Source organism: Pedobacter yulinensis, assembly GCF_003029735.1.
Taxonomy (GTDB): Bacteria; Bacteroidota; Bacteroidia; order Sphingobacteriales; family Sphingobacteriaceae; genus Pedobacter; species Pedobacter yulinensis.
In genome coordinates, this window is record NZ_KZ686268.1 from 696,176 (window position 1) to 715,553 (window position 19,378).

The window sequence follows — 19,378 nt, forward strand, 5'->3', positions numbered from 1 at the left end:
CCAATTTACATGATTTTCTTTAACCAGTTAAGCAAGCCTGTCTTTCGTGCATATGGTGGGTATGCGAACCGGGTCGTGTTAAAAACCGACTGGTACATGACCGACCGTTCGTGCGAGAACGCTCTGAAACCAGCCAGTCCGTGGCTGCTGCCCATGCCGCTCGGACCGCGGCCGCCAAAGGGAAGGGCCGGGTTGGAAATATGCACAAGAACATCGTTTACGCAGGCGCCACCCGATGGGCAGGTTTTCAAAAAGACCGCTGTTTCGCTTTTGTTTTGCCCGAAAAAGTAAAGTGCCAGTGGCGCGGGACGTGAATTGATGGCGGCGGCAGCCTCGTCCATACTTTTATAGGTCAGTACCGGGAGCAGCGGGCCGAAAACCTCTTCCTGCATAAGCCGGCTGTGGTCTGGAACCCCGGTAAGCAGGGCCGGGAAAAAAGTAAGTGAGGCAGCATGACTGTTTCCGCCCCAGGCCAGCATGGCCCCCTGGGCCAGGGCGTCGTCAAGCAGTTCCTGTTGCCGGTTAAAATGGTTGTGGTTAATCATTCGCGCATAACTGCCCGCATTGATCTGTTCCTCGTCCAGGAAAAAAAGCGCGCGGGCCGCTTCGCGGTAAGCTGTAATGAAGCGCTCCAGTTGCGACTCGTGCACATAAACATGGTCGGGTGCAATACAGGTTTGCCCGCTGTTTACCAGTTTTCCCCAGGCAATTTTCCGGGCTGCCTTTTCCAGGTTTGCCGAGCCGGAGATGACACAGGGAGACTTTCCGCCCAGCTCGAGTGTCACGGAACTGAGGTGCTCAGCAGCTGCCGCCATGATTTTTTTTCCAACAGCGGTACTGCCGGTAAAAAAAATATGGTCAAACGGCAATTGAAGCAGGGCGATTGCCGTATCCGCATCGCCCTGAACACAAAAAATTTCTTCAGGTGCAAAGGTTTCTGAGATCAATTCTGTCAGGCAGGCGCTTGTTTCGGCGCTGTGCTCAGAAGGTTTCAGGATGGCCGTATTGCCGGCGGCAATGGCAGAGACCAGGGGCCCCGCGGCGAGCTGGAAAGGATAGTTCCAGGGCGAAAGGATCAATGTGTTGCCTTTCGGTTCCATGTGAATATAGCTGTCGGCAAGACCGTTGCTCAGCGTTCGCCCTACCTTGCGGGGCGCCATCCAAGTAGCAATGTTTTTAATGGCATGATCAATCTCAGCGTAAACAAAATAGATCTCGGCAAGGGCAGACTCGAATCGGCTTTTGCGCAGGTCATTTTGAAGAGCGGCAAAAATCTTTTCCTCGCGGCTTTCAATTGCGATCCGCAATTTTTGCAAACGCTGCACGCGGTCTGTGGCAGTGGCGTTGCGCAGCACGGTTTTGTGCCGTTGTTGTGCTGTAAAAACAGGCAAGATCTGTTCAGACATTTCCGGTCTTGGTTTTTCGTTAAAATTAGTTAAATCAAACGCCCGATGGCGCAGGTTATAGCCTATATACGGATATTTGTATTTTGGGTGTTCGGGAACGTTAATCATACAACATGAAAAAGGTATTGTTTTTTCTAATTGCGGCTCAACTCGTCTGCGTGGCGGGGCAGGCTTCGGCCCAGGACAATAAGGGGTCTAAGAGCAAAAAAGCAGAACGCAAAGTGCCCGAGCCAAAAAAGCCTCCCGGCGTCCTGGTGATCGGAAACGGGAATGCTGCCTGGGCAGCGGGTATGCAGGCTGCCAAATCAGGTGTCCTGTCTACCGTATTGCTCCAGGCGGCAGACTTTAGCATCACCCCGGGCAATGAAAGCCTGCAAAGCGGGCTTTTGGCAGCGCTCCTGGACCGGATCGGCAAAGTGAAAAAACCAGCCGGCGGCGTTCAGGGCATGGACCGGGCTGTAGCGGGTGCGGTGTTGAAAAAATGGGCGGACAGCACCAAAGATCTGAGCATTCTGAGAGACATCAGAGCTGTTAAAATTGAACGGGCTGGTAAAGGCTGGTCGGTTCGCACCAGCGACGGAAAGACATTGAAAGCCCGGGCACTCGTGCTTGCCGGCACCGCAGATCTGCAAGATGTAAAGGGTTTTTCGGCCGTCAGTCCGCAAGCGGTTCCTTTTACGTACAATGACAACAGGTACCGCACATCGGTTGGTGCAGGAGCCGAGGGAAACTCGTTTTATCCGCTCTACAACCTTTATGAGGATAAACAGGAAAACCTGGTTTTCGCCAATACACCGGGCGATAGTTTCGTACTCGGTCAGGCAGCCGGCGCCATTGCAGCCTATGCAGCCTTCTTCGATCTCAAAACGAGCCAGTCTGACCTTAAGAAAATACAGGGCGAACTGATGGCTTTTAAACTGGCATTGGTTCCGTTTGCAGATATCAAGCAGGATGACCCCAACTGGCGGGCCATTCAGCAGACGAGCTTGCCGGGAATTGTTAAAGGTGTTGAGGCTGGAGGCCGCTTGAGTTTCATGCCTGACCGTCAGATTACCTATCAGGAGATCAGACAACCCATGAAAGATTTTTATTATAAGGCGCAAATCTGGTTCGATGACCATGCAGAAGGGCCCATGACCATCGAAAAGGTCATCAGCATGGTGGCCTACGTAGGAAATAAGTCGCCCCAAAACACCCGTACTGAGGTGGAAAAACGGTGGAAGAACACCTACCATTTTGACGGTACTTTTGATGCTGCGAAAGTTGCCACACGCCGGGAATTTGCCGTCCTGTTGTATGACTTCCTGACACCAAAACCTTTTGATATCCGGGTAGACCGCAACGGGAACGTGCTGCGATAGTCCGCGTAACATTTTAATCGAAAACCAGGGATTTGCGTTCTTTCGGCGCTGCGTTTGCCTATTTTAGCCCGATAAACAAACGTTATGAAGTACTTTTTTTGCGTTTTACTGGCTGCTGCCAGCTTAACCGCCGGTGCGCAGCAGCCGGTACTGACGGTAGAAAAGATTATGCAGGACCCCAAGTGGATGGGCGTATCGCCTTCAGCCTACCGCTGGTCTAAAGACAGTAAAACACTTTTTTTTGACTGGAATCCTGATCAGAAGCAGAAATCAGAACTGTTCAAGACAGGGGTTGGCACGCAGAAACCGGTCCGCGCTGCCGAGGGTGAAGATGAAAAGGCAATCGGCTCAGCATATATTTATAACACTGCCCGTACCCTGGGCCTTACTGAAAAAGGAGGTGATCTCTTCCTCTTCAATTTCAAATCTGGTAAAGAAACACAACTTACCCGCACCAATGAGCGGGAAGATAATGCAACGTTCCTGACCGATGGGCGAATTGCCTTTCAGCGGGCAGGAAACTTTTACAGCATGAGCCTGGAAGGCAGCCAGCTGCGTCAGCTCAGCAACTTTCTGCCCGGGACGGGGGCGGGTAAGAGCGGTTTAAAAAAACTGAATGTCCAGGAAGACTGGCTGAACCAGGACCAGAAGGCGCTTTTTGATGTGCTCAAAGACAAGGAAGCCGAGCAGGCACGGGGCCGTCGTGGCAGCCGGCCAGGTTTCCGTCCGCTCAAACAGGTCTACCTGGGCGACCGTGCTATCAACGGCTTGTCTATCAGCCCATCGGGTAAGTTTATAGCCTACCGGCTGATGGAGCCGGCCAGCGGCAACAGGCAAACTTTTGTGCCCAACTATGTAACAGCCAGCGGCTTTACCGAGCCGATACCCGGCCGGACCAAAGTCGGTGAGCAGCGCGCTTCTTATGAAAACTTTATTTATGATACCGAGCGCGATACAGTGTATCAGGTTAAAACAGGATCTATTCCGGGATTGAAGGACTTGCCGGACTATCTCAAGGATTACCCCAAAGAAACTGAGGTACGGAAAAAAGCAAATAGAGACCGCGATATTTTCCTGACCGGCCCATACTGGAACACGGATGGCAGCCGGGCCATGGTTATTGCTTATGCAAATGACAACAAAGACCGCTGGATTTTGAGCCTTGATGCAGGCACCGGTGCGTTGTCGCTGGTAAACCGCCAGCGTGATGAAGCCTGGATTGGGGGGCCGGGGATCGGTGCCTTTGGTACGAATACAGGATGGATTGACAGGGACCGGTTTTGGTTTCAAAGTGAGCAAACGGGCTTTTCTCATCTTTACGTGGTCAACCTGCTGACCGGGAAAACCAGCCAATTGACTGACGGGCGTTGGGAAGTACAGTCCGTATTGCTCTCAAACGATAAGAAAACGTTCTATTTCAAGGCAAATATCGAGCATCCCGGCATTACGCACTTTTACCGGATACCTGCATCAGGCGGCAAGCCGGAGAAACTGACCGGCATGAAGGGGGCAAACGAAGTGACCTTGTCTCCTGATGAAAAGTGGCTGGCGATCAACTATTCTTACATGAATAAGCCCTGGGAGCTGTACCTGCAGCCCAACAGGGCCGGGGCAACGGCAGTCAGGATTACGAAATCTACGACTGCAGCGTTCGATGCTTATGCCTGGAGAGAACCTGATGTCGTTGAGTTTAAAAACCGGCACGGTGCCAGTGTGTATGCGCGGGTATATCCGGCTAAGACGCCACATGCCAACCGGCCGGCGGTCGTGTTTGTGCATGGTGCGGGCTACCTTCAGAATGTGCATTTCTGGTGGAGCCAGTATTTCCGCGAATACATGTTCCATAATTTGCTGGCAGACCAGGGATATACGGTTATCGATATCGACTATACAGGCAGCTCAGGCTACGGACGCGATCACCGCACAGGCATTTACCGGCATATGGGCGGTAAAGACCTCAGCGACCAGGTCGACGGTGTAAAGATGCTTGTTGAAAAATACAATGTCAACCCTGAAAGCGTGGGCATTTATGGGGGCTCGTATGGGGGCTTCATGACGCTGATGGCCTTATTCAACGCTTCAGAAACTTTCAGCAGCGGCGCTGCGCTGCGTTCGGTTACCGACTGGGCACATTACAACCATGGTTATACGTCGAACATTCTGAATGAGCCCTTTAATGACCCCATCGCCTATAAGCGCAGTTCGCCGATTTATTTTGCCGACAAATTGAAAGGAAACCTGCTCATGTGCCATGGCATGGTCGATGTCAATGTGCATTTCCAGGATATTGTACGGCTGTCTCAGCGGTTCATTGAATTGGGAAAAGACAATTGGGAACTGGCCGTTTATCCGGTCGAAGACCATGGCTTTACCGAACCAAGCAGCTGGACAGATGAGTACAAACGGATTTACAAACTTTTCGAATCAACTCTTAAAAAACAGCGATAGATCATTTTAATTTTCATTGGCTAATAATATAGTTTTCTTCTATATCGGCATTGAAAAATACGATGCGGAAGGCGTGCGGCAGCCTTGCTTCTGACCCCGGATAGCCGTACCTTTGCAGGGTAAAATTTAAAATTAAAACATACCATTATGATAAATGTAGGTCAGAAATTTCCGGAATTCTCAAAAACAGCAGTTGTAAGCCTGGAAAAAGGCAAAGAGTTTGAAACCATTACTTCAGATTCGCTGGTAAACGAAGACAACCAATGGACAACGATTTTCTGGTGGCCGAAAGACTTTACTTTTGTTTGCCCGACTGAGATCGCTGAATTCAACAAAAATTACGGCGAGTTCCGTGACAGGAACACAACCCTGATCGGTGCCTCTACAGATTCAGAGTTTGTGCACCTGGCCTGGAGAAACGATCACGACGACCTGCGCGGCCTGAAATTCCCGATGCTCGCAGATACGTCAAAATCACTTGCAGAAGCACTTGATATCCTGGAGCCTAATGAGAAAATTGCATACCGTGCTACTTTTATCATTGATCCTCAAGGTATTGTTCGCTGGGCAAGCGTGAACGACCTGAATGTTGGCCGTAACGTAAAAGAAGTGCTGCGTGTTCTTGACGCGTTGCAGACTGACGAACTTTGCCCTTGTAACTGGGAAAAAGGTCAGGAAACCCTGACAGCATAACCATTCACAGCCGGACCAATCATTCTCGGCCTCAATACCAGGAATCAATCCTGGCATTTGAAGCAGTACCTGGTTTGTCCGGCTTTTTTATACCCAAAATATTAAATGGCCATGAGCGAAATAACCGAATCAATAGAAGAAGTATTATCCATCTTCAGACTGGATGCTGCCTACCGCAACGAAAGTCTTACCTTGCTTGAAAAAGGCAGCGCAAGGTATGTACGCGACCTGAAACTGAATTTTAACAGCACGCTTACTTCAAACCACTTGTCTGAAAAAGAGTGTGCGCTCGTAGGACTCAGTATCGCAGTAAACAATGGCAACAAGATCCTGACCGACTTTTATACCCGGCTTGCCGAAGAAAAGGAAGCGACAGCGGAGGAGATCGCTGAAGCCGTTGGCTGTGCCTCGCTGCTGGCCCTGAACAATGTATTTTACCGGTTCAGACATTTTACCGGAAAAGAGAAGTATACCCAGATTCCTGCCCGTATCCGCATGCAGCTGATGAGCAGCCCGGTAACCGGAAAAGAATTTTTCGAACTCATGAGCCTAGCCGTATCTGCAGTAAATGGCTGCGAAATGTGCGTAAATGCCCATGAGAAGTCGCTGTTGCACCTGGGAGCTACAGAAGAGCGGGTATTTGATGCCGTACGCATCGCTTCGATCATTACCGCTACAGGCAAAGTGGTTTATTAATACCTCCAGGTACCGGCTATGTCAGTATCCGGAAATATAAAAAAAAGGCGCCCGGAACATCCGGGCGCCTTTTTTTATGGGGTTTCTGTAGCTGCACCTGCGGCAGCTCCGTCGCCTGTCTTAGGACCGTTTTTACGGCGCCAGAACTTTTTCTTTTTTGCTTTCGGTTTGGCAGCTTCGGTTGCTGCGCCGGTCTCTGTCTCTGCCCCGGTTGCTGCAACAGGTGCAGATTCATTCGCAACTGCAGCAGGTTTTTCAGCCTGTTGTGGGCGCGGTGGTCTTGCCCCCGGCTGGCGGCCGGGCCTGTTGTCTCTGCCGCGGCCTCCCTTACGGTCGCGGTTGTTCCGCTGTTCCTGGGCAGGCGCCTCTTCGGCTGTCAGTTTCTCGATTTCTTCCGGCAGGGGAACAATGTCAATTTCCCGTTCGATCAGTTTTTCAATGTTGGTGAACTTTCGTTTGTCGCGGGTATTAACCAGCGTAATGGCCGTTCCGGTCGTTGCTGCACGCGCTGTGCGGCCGATCCGGTGTACATAGTCTTCCGGGTCGTGCGGTACGTCGAAATTTACAACCAGGTCAATCCCTGTTACATCAATCCCGCGCGAAAGAACGTCGGTGCCGATCAGCATGGAAAGTTTCCTGTTTTTGAACTCGAGCAGCAGTGCTTCGCGTTCTTTCTGGTCAAGATCTGAGTGAAAAGCCTCGACCTTCATGCCCTGTGCTCGCAGCGATTTGTTCAGTGTCTTTACCTTTTCTTTTGTCGAGGCAAAGATGATAATGCTCTTGAAGTCACCTTTCTTGAGCAGCCCGCTCAGCAGTTTAACCTTCTGGTGGTCCTGGACTTTGTAAGCCTGCTGCAGAATTCCTTCGGCGGGCTTTGAAATGGCAATGTTTACCTGCTGCGGATCGCGCAGTATACCCGAGGCCAGCTTGCGGATCTTTGGCGGCATGGTCGCCGAAAAGAGCAGCGTTTGCCGGTCTTTGGGCAGGTAGCCGACAATGCGCATAATGTCGTCGTAAAAACCCATGTCAAGCATGCGGTCTGCTTCGTCGAGGACCAGGTGTTTACATTTGCTCAGGTTCAGCGTACCTGATGCCAGGTGTGAAATGAGCCTGCCGGGAGTGGCAATGATGATATCGACACCCTCGCGCATGGAGCGTTTTTGCTGATCGTAAGCAACGCCGTCGCCGCCTCCGTAAACGGTCAGGGAACTGATGTTGGTAAAATAAGCAAGTGCCTCAACCTGAATATCAATTTGCTGCGCAAGCTCGCGCGTGGGAGAGAGGATAAGCGTGTTATTGTGCCGGTCGGCCTCCTTGCTCACCGCGTCCATAATGGGAAGCAGGTAAGAAGCCGTTTTTCCGGTTCCGGTTTGGGCGCAGGCAACAAGGTCTGCGCCTTGCTGTACGATCGGGATGGCTTGTTCTTGTATCGGGGTGGCACTTTTATACCCCATGGCCATCAATCCCTCTAAAAGGTCAGGATTGAAATTAAAATCTTTGAAATCCAAATGTTTAAACTTTCTGTTTGGGGTAAATTTAACCTTAATTGCCTGCAATTGCAAGCAGCGCCGGTAGTTTTACCCCCTCGCTACAAAAGCCCGCTTGTCAGCGCCTGTTGCGGTCGGCATAGCCGAACACTTTTTGCAGCAGGCCGGTGCTGCGTGCCGACACATTGCTCCTGATCTTTAGTTCTTCTTTTGCTACTTCGACGAAGAGGCCATCTATAGCCTGCTGCGTAACGTAGGCGGTCAGGTCGGTGTTTACAGGCTTTACAAGCGGTATTTTATTGTACCTGCTGGCCAGGTCTGACCAATACTTTGTAGCGCCGACCTTACCAAGAGACGCCTGAACAATGGGACTGAAGCGAGCGGCAAGCTGCTCAGAGGTTACGCGCCTGAAGTAATTCGTCGCAGCATCGTTCTGGCCCAGTAAAATGTTCGTGGCATCTGTCAGGGTCATTTGCCTCACAGCAGATACGAAGATCGGTTTGGCTTCGCTGGCCGCCGTTTCGGCAGCGCGGTTCAGGCTTGTAATGACATTGTCGCAAAGGGCGTTCAGGCCCAGGCTACGGAGCGTCTTTTCCACTTGTTGCGCCTCCGGCGGAAACAGGATCTTCACTGCCAGGTTACGCAGGAAACCATCTTTAACGGAAAGCCGGTCAGCGCCGTTACCTACCCCGATCTCGAGGGCCTGCTTGAGACCTTGTCCGATTTCGGCGGTTGTCGGGTTGCCGTATTGAGAAGCCTGGCTGATGATTCCGCCAATGCGCTGCTGGCTTTGTACGTCGCAGCCGCTCAAAAAGGGCAGGGCAAGCAAGGGAACAAGGGTGCTAATTTTTTTCATCCGGCATGTGTTTTTGCCCGGAAGTCAGCAAATCCTTTGCCATAATAGCCGCAGCTCCGGCCAGGCGTATAAACTCAGCACGGTAACCTTCGTTATCTGGTCCGCGGCTGGCCCTGGCCCGTTCAATGAGCTGATTATAGTCTGCCCGCTGTTTGTATTCAGAATTGCGAAGCAGCATGCCGAACTCAGCCACGGCCGATGCGAACTGGAAAGCCGCAGAGGGCTTTATGGAGAGTGCGCCGCGGTCGAGGGTCTTTGTGATCAGCATACTTTTGTCGCTTTGCGGATGTTTATAGCGCATTTTCACGGTCAGCAGTTCGGTTGAGCTGACCGCAGTGCGCGCCTTTTTTTCGGCTTGCTGGTATTTAAGCGGGTCGATTGCCGCAGTAAATTCGCTTTTTACGCCGGTGGGAATGACCTCATAAAAGGCGGTAACGTTATGGCCCGATCCCATATCGCCGGCATCCTTGCGGTCATTGTTGAAATCCTCGTCGGCCAACAGACGGTTTTCATAACCAACAAGGCGATAGGCCTGAATGGTAGCGGGATTGAATTCAACCTGAAGTTTGACGTCTTTGGCTACGGTAAAGAGCGTGCCGCCGAATTCATTGACCAGCACTTTTCGGGCTTCCTGGATATTATCAATGTAGGCATAGTTGCCATTGCCCTTATCGGCCAGCGTTTCCATTTTGCTGTCTTTATAATTGCCCATTCCATAGCCGAGAACGGTTAAGAAAATGCCGGATTGTCTTTTGTTCTCTATCAGTTTTTTCATGGTCTCATCGCTGCTTTGGCCTACATTGAAATCACCATCTGTTGCCAGGATAACACGGTTGTTGCCTCCTTTGATAAAATTCCCGGCAGCTGTGCGGTAAGCCAGTTCAAGGCCTGCCCCTCCGGCAGTGGAACCGCCGGCCGACAGGCGGTCAAGCGCGGCCCTGATCACCGCTTTTTTGTCGCCCGGGGTGGGGGGCAGAGCTAAGCCCGAACTTCCGGCGTAGACAACAATGGCGACCTTGTCTTTAGCCCGCAGCTGTTCGGTCAGCATTTTAAATGATGAGACCAGCAGCGGAAGTTTATTTGGATCGGCCATAGAGCCAGATACGTCGATCAGGAACACCAGGTTCGAAGCGGGAAGTGTCTCCGTGCTGATGCGCCTGGCCTGTAAAGCAATCTTAACGAGCTGGTGTTTTTTGTTCCATGGTGCCTGGCCAGCCTCTGTCATGATGTTGACCGGCTCGTTTCCTGCGGGAGCCGGGTAACCGTAGTCAAAATAATTGATCAGCTCTTCCACACGAACAGCATCGGCCGGGGGCAGTGAGCCGGCGTTGATAAAACGGCGTACATTGCTGTACGATGCCGCATCGACATCAGCTGAGAAAGTTGACAGCGGTTCTTTGTCTGTGCGTTTAAATCCACTTTCGGCAACAGGTGCATAACTTTCCTGTCCGGACAAACCGTTTGGTGACGGCACGTACGACGACGCAGACGTCAGGGCCCTTACGGCCAGAGCGCCGACAATGGCGTGTTTTTCCCGGCGCGGTGCGCCCACAATTAAAACTTCATCCAGGATTGGGACACCGGCATCCAGCCTGACATTCAGCACCGCCTTTCCTTTGACAGGGAATGAGCGGTTGTAGCTGGCATGTACAAAATTCAGGTGGGTATCTGATGGTGCTAGCTTTAGCTTATATTTTCCATCTGAGTCTGTCGCGGTGTGGTTTCCCGATGGCTGCGCAACGACACGCACCAACGCTACGGGTTTGCCATGGTTGTCTGTAACGATCCCGGTAACATGACGTTCTTCAGCAGGCAGAAAACCAAACAGAAGAACAAATGAAGTCAGCAAGGCGAAAATAATTTTCATGAGCTTATTTTTCAGGATGATGTGAATTTTTCGGCCATTCCACACGGGCAAGGAAAATAATTTTTATACTTGATAAAAAATCGCAGCCGCTACGTTTTGAAATTTATCAGGAATCAGGATAACAGCCGAAAGAGGGAAGATGCCGAGCTCGTAGCCGATTACAAGCGCAGTGGCGACCTGGAAGTGCTTGGTGTTTTATATGGCCGCTACATGCACCTGGTTTATGGCGTATGTTTCAACTACCTGAAAGATGAAGACAAAAGCAAAGATGCAGTGATGCAGATCTTCGAGGAGCTGGTGCGCAAACTGCGCATACACGAGGTGCAGAACTTTAAAAGCTGGCTCCATGTGCTGACGCGAAACCATTGCCTGATGGCCCTGCGGGTAGCCGGGAGGCAGAACACTGTTTCAATCGAGGAAACATTTGTGGAAAACACCGAAATTGTGCATCTGGATATAGACAGCACGCGGGAAGAAAAATTGACAGTGATGGAAAAGTGCATGCAAACGCTGCCTGACGAGCAGCGCATCAGTGTCGATCTATTTTACCTGCAGGAAAAGTGTTACAAAGAGGTTTCCGAGCTGACCGGTTACGACCTGTCTAAGGTGAAGAGTTACATACAGAACGGAAAACGAAACCTCAAAATTTGTATAGAGAAAAACAGCAGTGAATAAGGATTGGTTAGATATGGACATGCTGGAGGATTACCTGGACGGTAAACTCAATGCGCATGATATGCATTTCGTGGAACGGGCCGTGCTCGAGGATCCTTTTGTTGCCGAAGCTCTGGAGGGACTCAGTAAGTCGCCGCGACGTGCCAATAACCTGTCGCTGCTTCAGAAACAGTTACAGGAACGTACTGCCCGGAATGAGCAGAAGAAAAAGGTGTGGAGCCTGACCTGGCAACGCCTTAGCATTGCCGCCACAGCGGCTGTGTTGTTTGTCTCGGCGGGTATTATTTTCTGGATGAAAGCCGACAACCGCCAGCGGGAACTTGCGGGAAGGGCAAAAAAAGTGGATGTCGTGATCGGCGCTGCGCAGGAACCGGCCCTAGCGAGCCGCAACAGAAAACAGGCCCGGGATTCCTCTGCCGCGATTGCAAATGAGCGCACCGAAAAACGGGCCATGGTGGCGGTTGTTCCGCCTGGCCGGACCCCTTCTGCGGCGGCGAAAGCCGTGCCTGCTCCCGCTCAGGCAGCGCCTCCCGCTCCTGCCCCCGAGCCCGATAAAGCTGCCCAGCAAGCACCGGCTATTGCCGCTGCAGCAGAGGCTTACACAAGCCGGCGTGCCGAAGTGCCCAGGCCTTTTATTGCTGGTAAAGTCGTTTCTGAAGAAGGAAAGCCCTTGCCAGGTGCCAGGATCAGCATTCCTGGTAGTGAGAAGTATGTAACTACCGACCGAAATGGCAACTTTAGTCTGCCCGCCATGAAAGACGAAAAGATTACCGCGGCGTCTTTAGGTTATACGGTTGCGAGTATGATCGCCACACCCCAGAAACCCGTTCGCATTACACTTAAAGAGGAAAAGAACCTCCTGAACGAGCAGGTGGTTGTCGGCTACGGCCAGGCGCAACAGCGGAATCTCGGCAATACAGGCTTCATTCCGGACAGTGCAGTTTTGGCGCGCCGTGCGGGCACCATGCAGGGTCGTGGCTCTGAGGGTCGCGTACGGGCGAAAGTTGCAGCAACAGAAGCGCAACCGGCAGAAGGGTGGGAGGCCTACAATGCATACTTGCAGAAGAACAGCCGGCTCGCTAACCAGAAGGCGGTTAATAAGCTGATCACTGTCGGCTTCAGTATCGACCCGTCCGGCAAGCCGAAGGATTTTAACGTGCTGTTGGGAGATCGTGACTCAGATAAAAAATACATAGATGAACTGATCCGGCTGATCAGTTCCGGCCCGCAGTGGAAATACAATGATGCCGGAAGCGCCGGAAAGGTAACAATGGTGTTTTAAAACCGTTTCACATGAAACCTTGAAAGCAGGTATTAAAAAAGCCTTGCAGTTTTTTGACTGCAAGGCTTTTTTAATACATTATTGGAATTGCCTACAATACAAAATGGATCAGGGCATACAGCGCTGCGGCCAGGGTTGCCGATACGGGGATCGTCAATATCCAGGCCCAGACCAGGTTAATGGTAACCCCCCAGCGAACTGCCGAAATGCTTTTTACCAGACCTACACCGATGATTGATCCGGTAATGGTGTGCGTTGTTGAAACCGGGATACCAAAATGTTCGGTAACACCCAGTGTAATGGCGCCGGCGCCTTCTGCCGCGACCCCTTCTAAAGGTGTTACTTTGGTGATCTTGCTGCCCATCGTTTTGACGATCTTCCAGCCGCCGCTCATGGTGCCGAGCGAGATGGCTGAGTAACAGGCCAGGGGAATCCACTCAGGCATGTGTCCGCCAGAAGGTATAACACTGGCCGCTACCATCGATACGTAAATGATACCCATTACTTTCTGCGCATCGTTACCGCCATGGGCAAAACTTAAAGCAGCAGAAGAAACCAGTTGCAGCACTTTAAACCAGCGTTCTGCGGTAGCTGGCCGTGCCTTACGGCAAATGTTAATGATGATCAGGGTAAGAATAACCGAAAAGACCATACCGATCACCGGAGCAAGAACAATAAAAGATACGATTTTAATTACGTAACTGATGTTAATGGCATCAGTTACCCCCGCGCCCATCGACAGGGCGTGAGTAATGCCTGCGCCGGCAAAACCGCCGATCAGCGTGTGCGATGAGCTGGAAGGGATGCCATGCCACCACGTGAACAGGTTCCAGGCAATGGCGGCAATCAGTCCGGCAAGAATAACCTCCAGGGTAATGAAGTTTTCGGAGACCGTCTTCGCAACGGTATTGGCGACCTTGTGGTCAGTAAAATAAAAGTAAGCGGCAAAGTTGAAAATGGCTGCCCAGAGAACAGCCTGGAAAGGCGTTAAAACTTTAGTAGATACAACGGTGGCAATGGAGTTTGCCGCATCATGAAATCCGTTAATGTAATCGAAGGCGATTGCCATGATGATTACAACAACGAGTAAGGTCGTTACCATGCTGTTCGTTTTATGCGTTTTTCACAAGGATAGACTCCAAAACGTTGGCAGCGTCTTCACACTTGTCTGTTGCGGTCTCTATCATCTGTAACACTTCTTTTTGTTTGATCAGTTCAATGGCGTTCGTTTCGTATTCAAACAGCCGGGCCACGGCCATGGTAAACACATAATCAGCCTGGTTTTCGCCGCTGTTGATGCGTACGCATGCATCGGCTATAACACGAATGTTCTTGAAACTGCGCAGCTCTTTGATCGCTTTGTCGATATCCTGGCACATTTCTACGAGGATTTCTGCAATTTTTACGATTGGATCGCTGATTTCATCCATTTTGTACATATCCAGGCGGCTTGACGTACCGTAGATGTAATCTGCAATATCATCTACCGCAGAAGCCAGGGCGTGAATGTCTTCCCGGTCAAAGGGAGTAATGAAGTTCTTGCTCAGCTCCAGGAATATGGAATGTGTAATGTCGTCGCCGACATGTTCGAGCCGCTCGATCTCTTTAAAGATCTCTTTTCGTTTGGCCAGATCGCTGGTGCTCACAGCCGCCAGCAGCGCCTCTGAAATTTTCAATACATTACTTCCTGCCTGTTCGAAAAGGGGATGGAACTTTTTGTCTTGGGGCGTAAAGAACTTAAAAAGGTTACTCATGCTTTGTTCTAAAAATGTAGTGCAAAGCTATGCAGGTAATGTTAAGTTAATGTTAACAGGGTTGATTAATTTAATCGTACGCTTTACCCTAACCGGCTTTCTGCAAGGTAAATGCGAACGTGGTTCCGATTTGTGGCGTACTTCTGACAGAAATGGTCTGCTGGTGCGCTTCGAGAATGTGTTTTACAATAGCTAAGCCCAGCCCGGTGCCGCCTTCGTGCCGGGAACGGTGGCTGTCTGCCCGGTAAAAGCGCTCGAACAGCCGCGGCAGGTGTTTTTCCTCAATGCCGATTCCGTCATCGGTCACTTCGATCAGGAACTGGTCATGAAGTTCAAAGATCTTGACGGCGGTTGTTCCGTCAGGGCGCCCGTATTTGATGGAATTAACGAGCAGGTTGATCATAACCTGCCTGATCTTTTCCCGGTCTGCCGAAACGGGCGTGGGCACCGCATATTTTTCTTTCAGGGAGAAAACGATGCGTTTTGCAGCGGCGCGGTCTTCCAGGCTATCAATTACTTCTTTGGCCAGAGGCACGAAGTCAAACTTCTGGAAATTAATGGCAATCTCGCCAGTTTCCAGCTTCGAGATCTCATCCAGATCGTTGATCAGGTAACTGAGTCGCTCCACATTGTTCTCGGCTTTTTTAAGAAATTGCCTGGCCATATCCGGATCGTCAACGATGCAATCCTGCAAAGTTTCAATATAACCCTGAATGGCAAAAAGGGGCGTTTTAAATTCGTGGGAAACGTTCGATAGAAATTCTTTCCTGAACTGTTCCTGTTTCTTAAGGAGGTCTATTTCGCGCTTTTTCGCACCTGCCCATTCTTTCACTTCCTGTTCCACATCATTGATGGGGTCTGAGCTCACATATTCTCCCAAAGCCTCTTTAAGGTCTTTACCCAATTTCAGGTTATGGATCATTTTATAGATCAGTTTGATCTTAGAGTAGATGTATTTCTCGAGCAGGTAGTAAAAGACGATAAAACTGGTGCCGAAAGATATGCCAAAAGAAATGAGTGAATAATACCAGCTACCCTGGAAGTGAAAATTAACCAGGGCGATGGAAAGCCCGACCGCAACGGCAGTAATGAGAACAAGAACGCTGAGTTTCATGCTGAATTAAATGTAGTGTGACCCAAGTTACAGGAATATTCACCAGCAACAAAAACTTCAGGACGGTAGTTTTTCTGTCAGGTACTTCCAGTATCGCTTTGGTACGTGTTGAATGTGCAATTTCATGTTTTTCCTGGAGGGAATGTTGGTACTTTTGAAATAGTCTTTCCACAACTGTGCATACAGCGCCTCTTTCTCATCGAGCAGGGCAGCCGGCGTTTGCCTGAGGGGCGCGGTCTCCAGCGTTATTTCTTCCAGTTGCCCGGCTTTGAAGTGCAGGCCATACTGCCGGCGCCGGTCATAAATGAGCCATTGCTGGTCGGCAAAGCGATCTCTGAAATGTTTTGCTATGAGCGGAAGCACATTAAAGTCAGGATCTGCGGCGGCGTAGAACAGGCCATCTTCCAGTTCCTCGAACCTGATAAACGCTTCCATGCGGTGCTTTTCGCGTTCCACGCTGCGTGCAACAGAGGCTACCGCCTGAACATGGGCGTTGCCGTAGTTGTCGGGGGCACCACCGAGAAACACATAATTGCAAAAAGAGAACAGCTGCATCAGGGCTTCGGGTTGTTCTGAGAGGTAGCAACAGAAAACGCGCCGCAGCCAGGCCCTGTCCAGGCGCTGTCCGAGGCCCTTCCAAACGCGCGCGGCTTTAACGGCATCGCTGTGAACATGCACAGGCGCACTGAACGCATCAGGAACCCAACTGGACGGGGTGTGCAGTACAGCCGCGTCCGGACTGTTTTTTCCATGCCTTTCAAAATATTCAAATACCGCAGTCAGCACGCCCTCCATGCTGCCATCGCAAATAAACGAGTGCATCAGAATAAATTAAGTTGGTTTGCTGCCTGGCGCATGTATTTGCTCCGGCCGGATGCGAGCACATAACCTTTAATCTGGGAAGCATGAAAGTCGCCAAACACCTGGGGCGAATCTGCGCATCTGATAAAATACCTGGCTTTGTTATACGCGATGCCAATCTTTTTTAACTGGAACACGTGCAGTTTTCCCGATTTTCTCGCCTGGACAATCTTCTGCGCTGATGCTACCCCGATTCCAGGCACCCGAACAATCATTCGGTAAGGTGCTGTATTGATATCGACCGGGAAATGTTCAAGGTTTCGTAACGCCCAGCTGAGTTTCGGATCCAGTTCCTCGTCAAGGTGCGGAAACTGGTCATTGACAATTTCGGCCACGTCAAACCCATAAAAGCGCATGAGCCAGTCTGCCTGGTACAAACGGTTTTCTCGCAGCAGCGGCGGTTTTGTGCCAATAACCGGCATGCGCGAATCGTGGCTGATCGGAATGTAACCTGAGTAATAGACCCGCTTTAAACCATAATTTTTATAAAAAGAATTGGCAGTGAACATAATGTCCTTATCGCTATCGGGCGTAGCCCCAACAACCATCTGCGTGCTTTGACCGGCAGGAACAAACTTTGGCGTGGCTTTGATGAGCCGACGTTCATCGCTGAACTGACTGATCCCGGCCTGTATCAGCGCGAGCGGTTTTTTCACGTCTTCATGGCTCTTTTCAGGGGCCAGAAGTTTAAGGCTGGCCTCGGTAGGCATTTCCAGGTTAATACTCATCCGGTCGGCATACAGACCGGCTTCCTGCAGCAGCGCCGGGTCGGCCCCGGGAATGGTTTTCAGGTGGATATATCCGTTAAACCGTTCTTCCAGCCGCAGCTTTTTAACAACGAGCAGCAGGCGTTCCATGGTGAAATCGGCATTCTTGAAAATGCCTGAGCTGAGAAACAGACCCTCAATATAATTGCGGCGGTAAAAATTCATGGTCAGCGAAACGACTTCCTGAACGGTAAAAGCCGCCCGTTTAATATCGTTGCTTTTGCGTGATACACAAAAAGCGCAGTCAAAAATACAATGGTTTGTCAACAGAATTTTCAGCAGGGAAACACAGCGTCCGTCTTCAGTGTAAGTATGGCAGATCCCAGAAGCGTGGCTGTTTCCGAGTCCGCCATTATCGTTTTTACGCGTGCCGCCACTCGATGAGCAGGAAACGTCATATTTAGCGGCATCAGCCAGGATGTTCAGTTTTTCACGAATGCGGTCAGACATAACTTTTTGCTAACAAAAATAGCATAAAAGCTAAAAAAAATAGCACAAACCAATGAAAAACGCATTCTTAACAGGTGTAGATCACGCTTCGCCGTTCCATTCCCGGTAAAACTGATCAAGGTAGGTCTGCATAAACTCATGACGTGCTGCAGCAAATTGTTTGCCGGTTGCGGTGTTCATGAGGTCTTTGAGTAATAGCAGCTTTTCATAGAAATGATTGATGGTGGGCGCGGTGGTCTGTTTGTAACTTTCTTTTGTATGCCCTGCTACCGGAGAAATAGCCGGATCATAAATGGTCCGGTTTTTAAAGCCGCCGTAGGTAAACGCCCGGGCAATTCCGATCGCGCCGATGGCATCCAGGCGGTCAGCATCCTGCACGACCTGCATTTCAAGGGAACTAAATGCCGATTTGTCGAAGCTGTTTTTGAACGACATGAACCGGATAATGTTAACCACATGGTCTGCAGCCGACGGCGGAACTGCGATCTCTTCCAAAAAACGGGCAGCCATGCGCGGCCCCTCTTCTTCATCGCCGCCGTTAAACTTCGGATCAGCAATGTCATGCAGCAGGGCGGCAAGAGAAACAACGAGCTCATCGGCTCGTTCGGCTTTATTGATCCCAAGCGCTGTTTTCCATACACGCTCGATATGAAACCAGTCATGCCCTGCTTCAGCATGCTGAAGCACGGCTTTTACATGGGCTACGGTTTTGTCAATCCAATGCTGCATGCAGCAAAGGTACGGTGGTTAGGCGATCGAAGCAACCAGCTTTTCGCTCTCCGGTTTGATGATCTGGATAATCTCGCTGTCATCGGCCGAAATGAGCTGAATAATATCTACTTCCAGGATTTGTGCAATATGAAACAACCGTTCCAGCGTAAGCTTGCTGTAGCCCAGTTCAACCTTGCTGTAGGCATTCTGGGAGATATCCAGTTTTGCCGCCAGGTAATCCTGAGTGTAGTTTCGAAACTCCCTGATTTTCCGGATGTTTCTGGCCACCGTATCTGTTCTTGCTTTTAGCGCATCTCTCATAACAATGAATTTAATTTATTCCGTTGTTATCATTTACGCAAAAAAGATGTACTTGGTTTTGCCAGTGTTGTGCTTATCCCGAATTTCCGGTATAAAAGGTAAAGCGGACGAACGGCAGAAGATCGCTGATCGTATACAGATAACTACTTCGCGCCGGAATAAAGAACTCTTTTCAGTTGTTTGAAATACAGGATGTTACAGAACCGAACGACGGTTTTTGCCATTAATCTGATGACTCGCCTGATAAGCCTAACCTGAGGAAAAGCCAAAAACCCAAAATAGACTAGGCATCATTAAATTATTCACAATTATGAAAATCCAGGGAATTGAATGTAAACGAAATGAAAGAGATCAATGGTGGAGGTTTGTATGCGGCGCTTAGTCAGCGTTGTGCCACAGGCTGTAGACCTTTTAGCAAAAAAATATAATTAAGACCTTGCGGTCGGTTCGGAATGTTTGCTGGCTCGATTGAAATTCAGCGGAGCACATTTATGACCTCATTTCCAGGAGCTCGAAGGCGGGCAAAACCATCGGCTTGAACGGACTGCATACCGCCCCTGAGGAAAAGACAGTTTCTTCCGGCGAACCTGGCCAGCAAAGCCAGGTTCCGGGAAGCAGGCAGATAAAAG

General features: G+C 50.4%; 17 protein-coding genes. 6 read left to right on the forward strand and 11 right to left on the reverse strand.

The window, feature by feature from the left end; all coding sequences use genetic code 11:
* Positions 1 to 5 precede the first annotated feature (5 nt).
* Complete coding sequence (locus C7T94_RS03080) at positions 6 to 1,406, reverse strand: aldehyde dehydrogenase family protein (protein WP_107214641.1); 1,401 nt, start codon at positions 1,404 to 1,406, stop codon at positions 6 to 8.
* A 113-nt stretch (positions 1,407 to 1,519) separates the two neighbouring features.
* Here C7T94_RS03080 and C7T94_RS03085 point away from each other — a divergent pair, with 113 nt between their 5' ends.
* The 4 genes from C7T94_RS03085 (at position 1,520) to C7T94_RS03100 (ending at position 6,604) form a co-directional block, all read left to right on the forward strand.
* Positions 1,520 to 2,767 (forward strand): S-layer homology domain-containing protein, encoded by a 1,248-nt coding sequence (locus C7T94_RS03085; protein WP_107213536.1) that lies wholly within the window; start codon positions 1,520 to 1,522, stop codon positions 2,765 to 2,767.
* An 84-nt stretch (positions 2,768 to 2,851) separates the two neighbouring features.
* Positions 2,852 to 5,215, forward strand: a complete 2,364-nt coding sequence (locus tag C7T94_RS03090) for a S9 family peptidase (protein WP_239494913.1) — start codon at positions 2,852 to 2,854, stop codon at positions 5,213 to 5,215.
* Positions 5,216 to 5,362: 147 nt separating this feature from the next.
* Positions 5,363 to 5,908, forward strand: a complete 546-nt coding sequence (locus C7T94_RS03095) for a peroxiredoxin (RefSeq protein WP_107213538.1) — start codon at positions 5,363 to 5,365, stop codon at positions 5,906 to 5,908.
* A 111-nt stretch (positions 5,909 to 6,019) separates the two neighbouring features.
* A complete protein-coding gene (locus C7T94_RS03100) occupies positions 6,020 to 6,604 on the forward strand; it encodes a carboxymuconolactone decarboxylase family protein (RefSeq protein ID WP_107214643.1) in 585 nt (194 codons plus the stop codon).
* A gap of 74 nt (positions 6,605 to 6,678) precedes the next feature.
* Here the strand turns inward: C7T94_RS03100 and C7T94_RS03105 are convergent, their stop codons facing one another.
* The 3 genes from C7T94_RS03105 to C7T94_RS03115 form a co-directional block, all read right to left on the reverse strand.
* On the reverse strand, positions 6,679 to 8,112 hold the full coding sequence (locus C7T94_RS03105) for a DEAD/DEAH box helicase (RefSeq protein WP_204353198.1): 1,434 nt from the start codon (positions 8,110 to 8,112) through the stop codon (positions 6,679 to 6,681).
* A 97-nt stretch (positions 8,113 to 8,209) separates the two neighbouring features.
* Positions 8,210 to 8,947, reverse strand: a complete 738-nt coding sequence (locus tag C7T94_RS03110; protein WP_107213540.1) for a DUF4197 domain-containing protein — start codon at positions 8,945 to 8,947, stop codon at positions 8,210 to 8,212.
* A complete protein-coding gene (locus tag C7T94_RS03115; RefSeq protein ID WP_107214645.1) occupies positions 8,934 to 10,814 on the reverse strand; it encodes a vWA domain-containing protein in 1,881 nt (626 codons plus the stop codon). Before C7T94_RS03115 ends, C7T94_RS03110 begins: the two co-directional genes overlap by 14 nt.
* 96 nt (positions 10,815 to 10,910) lie before the next feature.
* Here C7T94_RS03115 and C7T94_RS03120 point away from each other — a divergent pair, with 96 nt between their 5' ends.
* Positions 10,911 to 11,489 (forward strand): RNA polymerase sigma factor, encoded by a 579-nt coding sequence (locus C7T94_RS03120; RefSeq protein WP_107214646.1) that lies wholly within the window; start codon positions 10,911 to 10,913, stop codon positions 11,487 to 11,489.
* Positions 11,482 to 12,771 carry a carboxypeptidase-like regulatory domain-containing protein gene (locus tag C7T94_RS03125; RefSeq protein ID WP_204353199.1) on the forward strand — a complete coding sequence of 430 codons (1,290 nt, stop codon included), beginning with the start codon at positions 11,482 to 11,484 and terminating at the stop codon, positions 12,769 to 12,771. The genes C7T94_RS03120 and C7T94_RS03125 overlap by 8 nt, the downstream gene beginning before the upstream one ends.
* Positions 12,772 to 12,862: 91 nt before the next feature.
* On the opposite strand, the gene C7T94_RS03130 is transcribed toward C7T94_RS03125, so the two are convergent.
* The 7 genes from C7T94_RS03130 to C7T94_RS03160 all read right to left on the reverse strand — a co-directional run bounded on the left by C7T94_RS03130 (position 12,863) and on the right by C7T94_RS03160 (position 18,749).
* Positions 12,863 to 13,873 (reverse strand): inorganic phosphate transporter, encoded by a 1,011-nt coding sequence (locus tag C7T94_RS03130; protein ID WP_107213544.1) that lies wholly within the window; start codon positions 13,871 to 13,873, stop codon positions 12,863 to 12,865.
* Between the two features lie 10 nt (positions 13,874 to 13,883).
* On the reverse strand, positions 13,884 to 14,525 hold the full coding sequence (locus tag C7T94_RS03135; RefSeq protein ID WP_107213546.1) for a DUF47 domain-containing protein: 642 nt from the start codon (positions 14,523 to 14,525) through the stop codon (positions 13,884 to 13,886).
* An 88-nt stretch (positions 14,526 to 14,613) separates the two neighbouring features.
* Entirely contained in the window at positions 14,614 to 15,639 is a 1,026-nt protein-coding gene (locus tag C7T94_RS03140; RefSeq protein WP_107213548.1) for a sensor histidine kinase, read from the reverse strand.
* Positions 15,640 to 15,696: 57 nt separating this feature from the next.
* Positions 15,697 to 16,461 carry a TIGR03915 family putative DNA repair protein gene (locus tag C7T94_RS03145; protein WP_107213550.1) on the reverse strand — a complete coding sequence of 255 codons (765 nt, stop codon included), beginning with the start codon at positions 16,459 to 16,461 and terminating at the stop codon, positions 15,697 to 15,699.
* A complete protein-coding gene (locus tag C7T94_RS03150; RefSeq protein WP_107213552.1) occupies positions 16,461 to 17,717 on the reverse strand; it encodes a putative DNA modification/repair radical SAM protein in 1,257 nt (418 codons plus the stop codon). The genes C7T94_RS03145 and C7T94_RS03150 overlap by 1 nt, the downstream gene beginning before the upstream one ends.
* Before the next feature lie 81 nt (positions 17,718 to 17,798).
* Positions 17,799 to 18,446, reverse strand: coding sequence for an HD domain-containing protein (locus C7T94_RS03155; RefSeq protein ID WP_107213554.1), 648 nt, complete (start codon positions 18,444 to 18,446; stop codon positions 17,799 to 17,801).
* Positions 18,447 to 18,464: 18 nt separating this feature from the next.
* Positions 18,465 to 18,749 (reverse strand): helix-turn-helix domain-containing protein, encoded by a 285-nt coding sequence (locus C7T94_RS03160; protein WP_107213556.1) that lies wholly within the window; start codon positions 18,747 to 18,749, stop codon positions 18,465 to 18,467.
* Positions 18,750 to 19,378: the final 629 nt, after the last annotated feature.

What these genes read in the sequence shown, in the direction of transcription:
- C7T94_RS03160 (WP_107213556.1), bottom strand. Translation starts at nt 18,749, where the DNA reads ATGAGAGATGCGCTAAAAGCAAGAACAGATACGGTGGCCAGAAACATC.
- C7T94_RS03140 (WP_107213548.1), bottom strand. Translation starts at nt 15,639, where the DNA reads ATGAAACTCAGCGTTCTTGTTCTCATTACTGCCGTTGCGGTCGGGCTT.
- C7T94_RS03110 (WP_107213540.1), bottom strand. Translation starts at nt 8,947, where the DNA reads ATGAAAAAAATTAGCACCCTTGTTCCCTTGCTTGCCCTGCCCTTTTTG.
- C7T94_RS03150 (WP_107213552.1), bottom strand. Translation starts at nt 17,717, where the DNA reads ATGTCTGACCGCATTCGTGAAAAACTGAACATCCTGGCTGATGCCGCT.
- C7T94_RS03130 (WP_107213544.1), bottom strand. Translation starts at nt 13,873, where the DNA reads ATGGTAACGACCTTACTCGTTGTTGTAATCATCATGGCAATCGCCTTC.
- C7T94_RS03135 (WP_107213546.1), bottom strand. Translation starts at nt 14,525, where the DNA reads ATGAGTAACCTTTTTAAGTTCTTTACGCCCCAAGACAAAAAGTTCCAT.
- C7T94_RS03095 (WP_107213538.1), top strand. Translation starts at nt 5,363, where the DNA reads ATGATAAATGTAGGTCAGAAATTTCCGGAATTCTCAAAAACAGCAGTT.
- C7T94_RS03080 (WP_107214641.1), bottom strand. Translation starts at nt 1,406, where the DNA reads ATGTCTGAACAGATCTTGCCTGTTTTTACAGCACAACAACGGCACAAA.
- C7T94_RS03145 (WP_107213550.1), bottom strand. Translation starts at nt 16,461, where the DNA reads ATGCACTCGTTTATTTGCGATGGCAGCATGGAGGGCGTGCTGACTGCG.
- C7T94_RS03115 (WP_107214645.1), bottom strand. Translation starts at nt 10,814, where the DNA reads ATGAAAATTATTTTCGCCTTGCTGACTTCATTTGTTCTTCTGTTTGGT.
- C7T94_RS03090 (WP_239494913.1), top strand. Translation starts at nt 2,852, where the DNA reads ATGAAGTACTTTTTTTGCGTTTTACTGGCTGCTGCCAGCTTAACCGCC.
- C7T94_RS03155 (WP_107213554.1), bottom strand. Translation starts at nt 18,446, where the DNA reads ATGCAGCATTGGATTGACAAAACCGTAGCCCATGTAAAAGCCGTGCTT.
- C7T94_RS03100 (WP_107214643.1), top strand. Translation starts at nt 6,020, where the DNA reads ATGAGCGAAATAACCGAATCAATAGAAGAAGTATTATCCATCTTCAGA.
- C7T94_RS03085 (WP_107213536.1), top strand. Translation starts at nt 1,520, where the DNA reads ATGAAAAAGGTATTGTTTTTTCTAATTGCGGCTCAACTCGTCTGCGTG.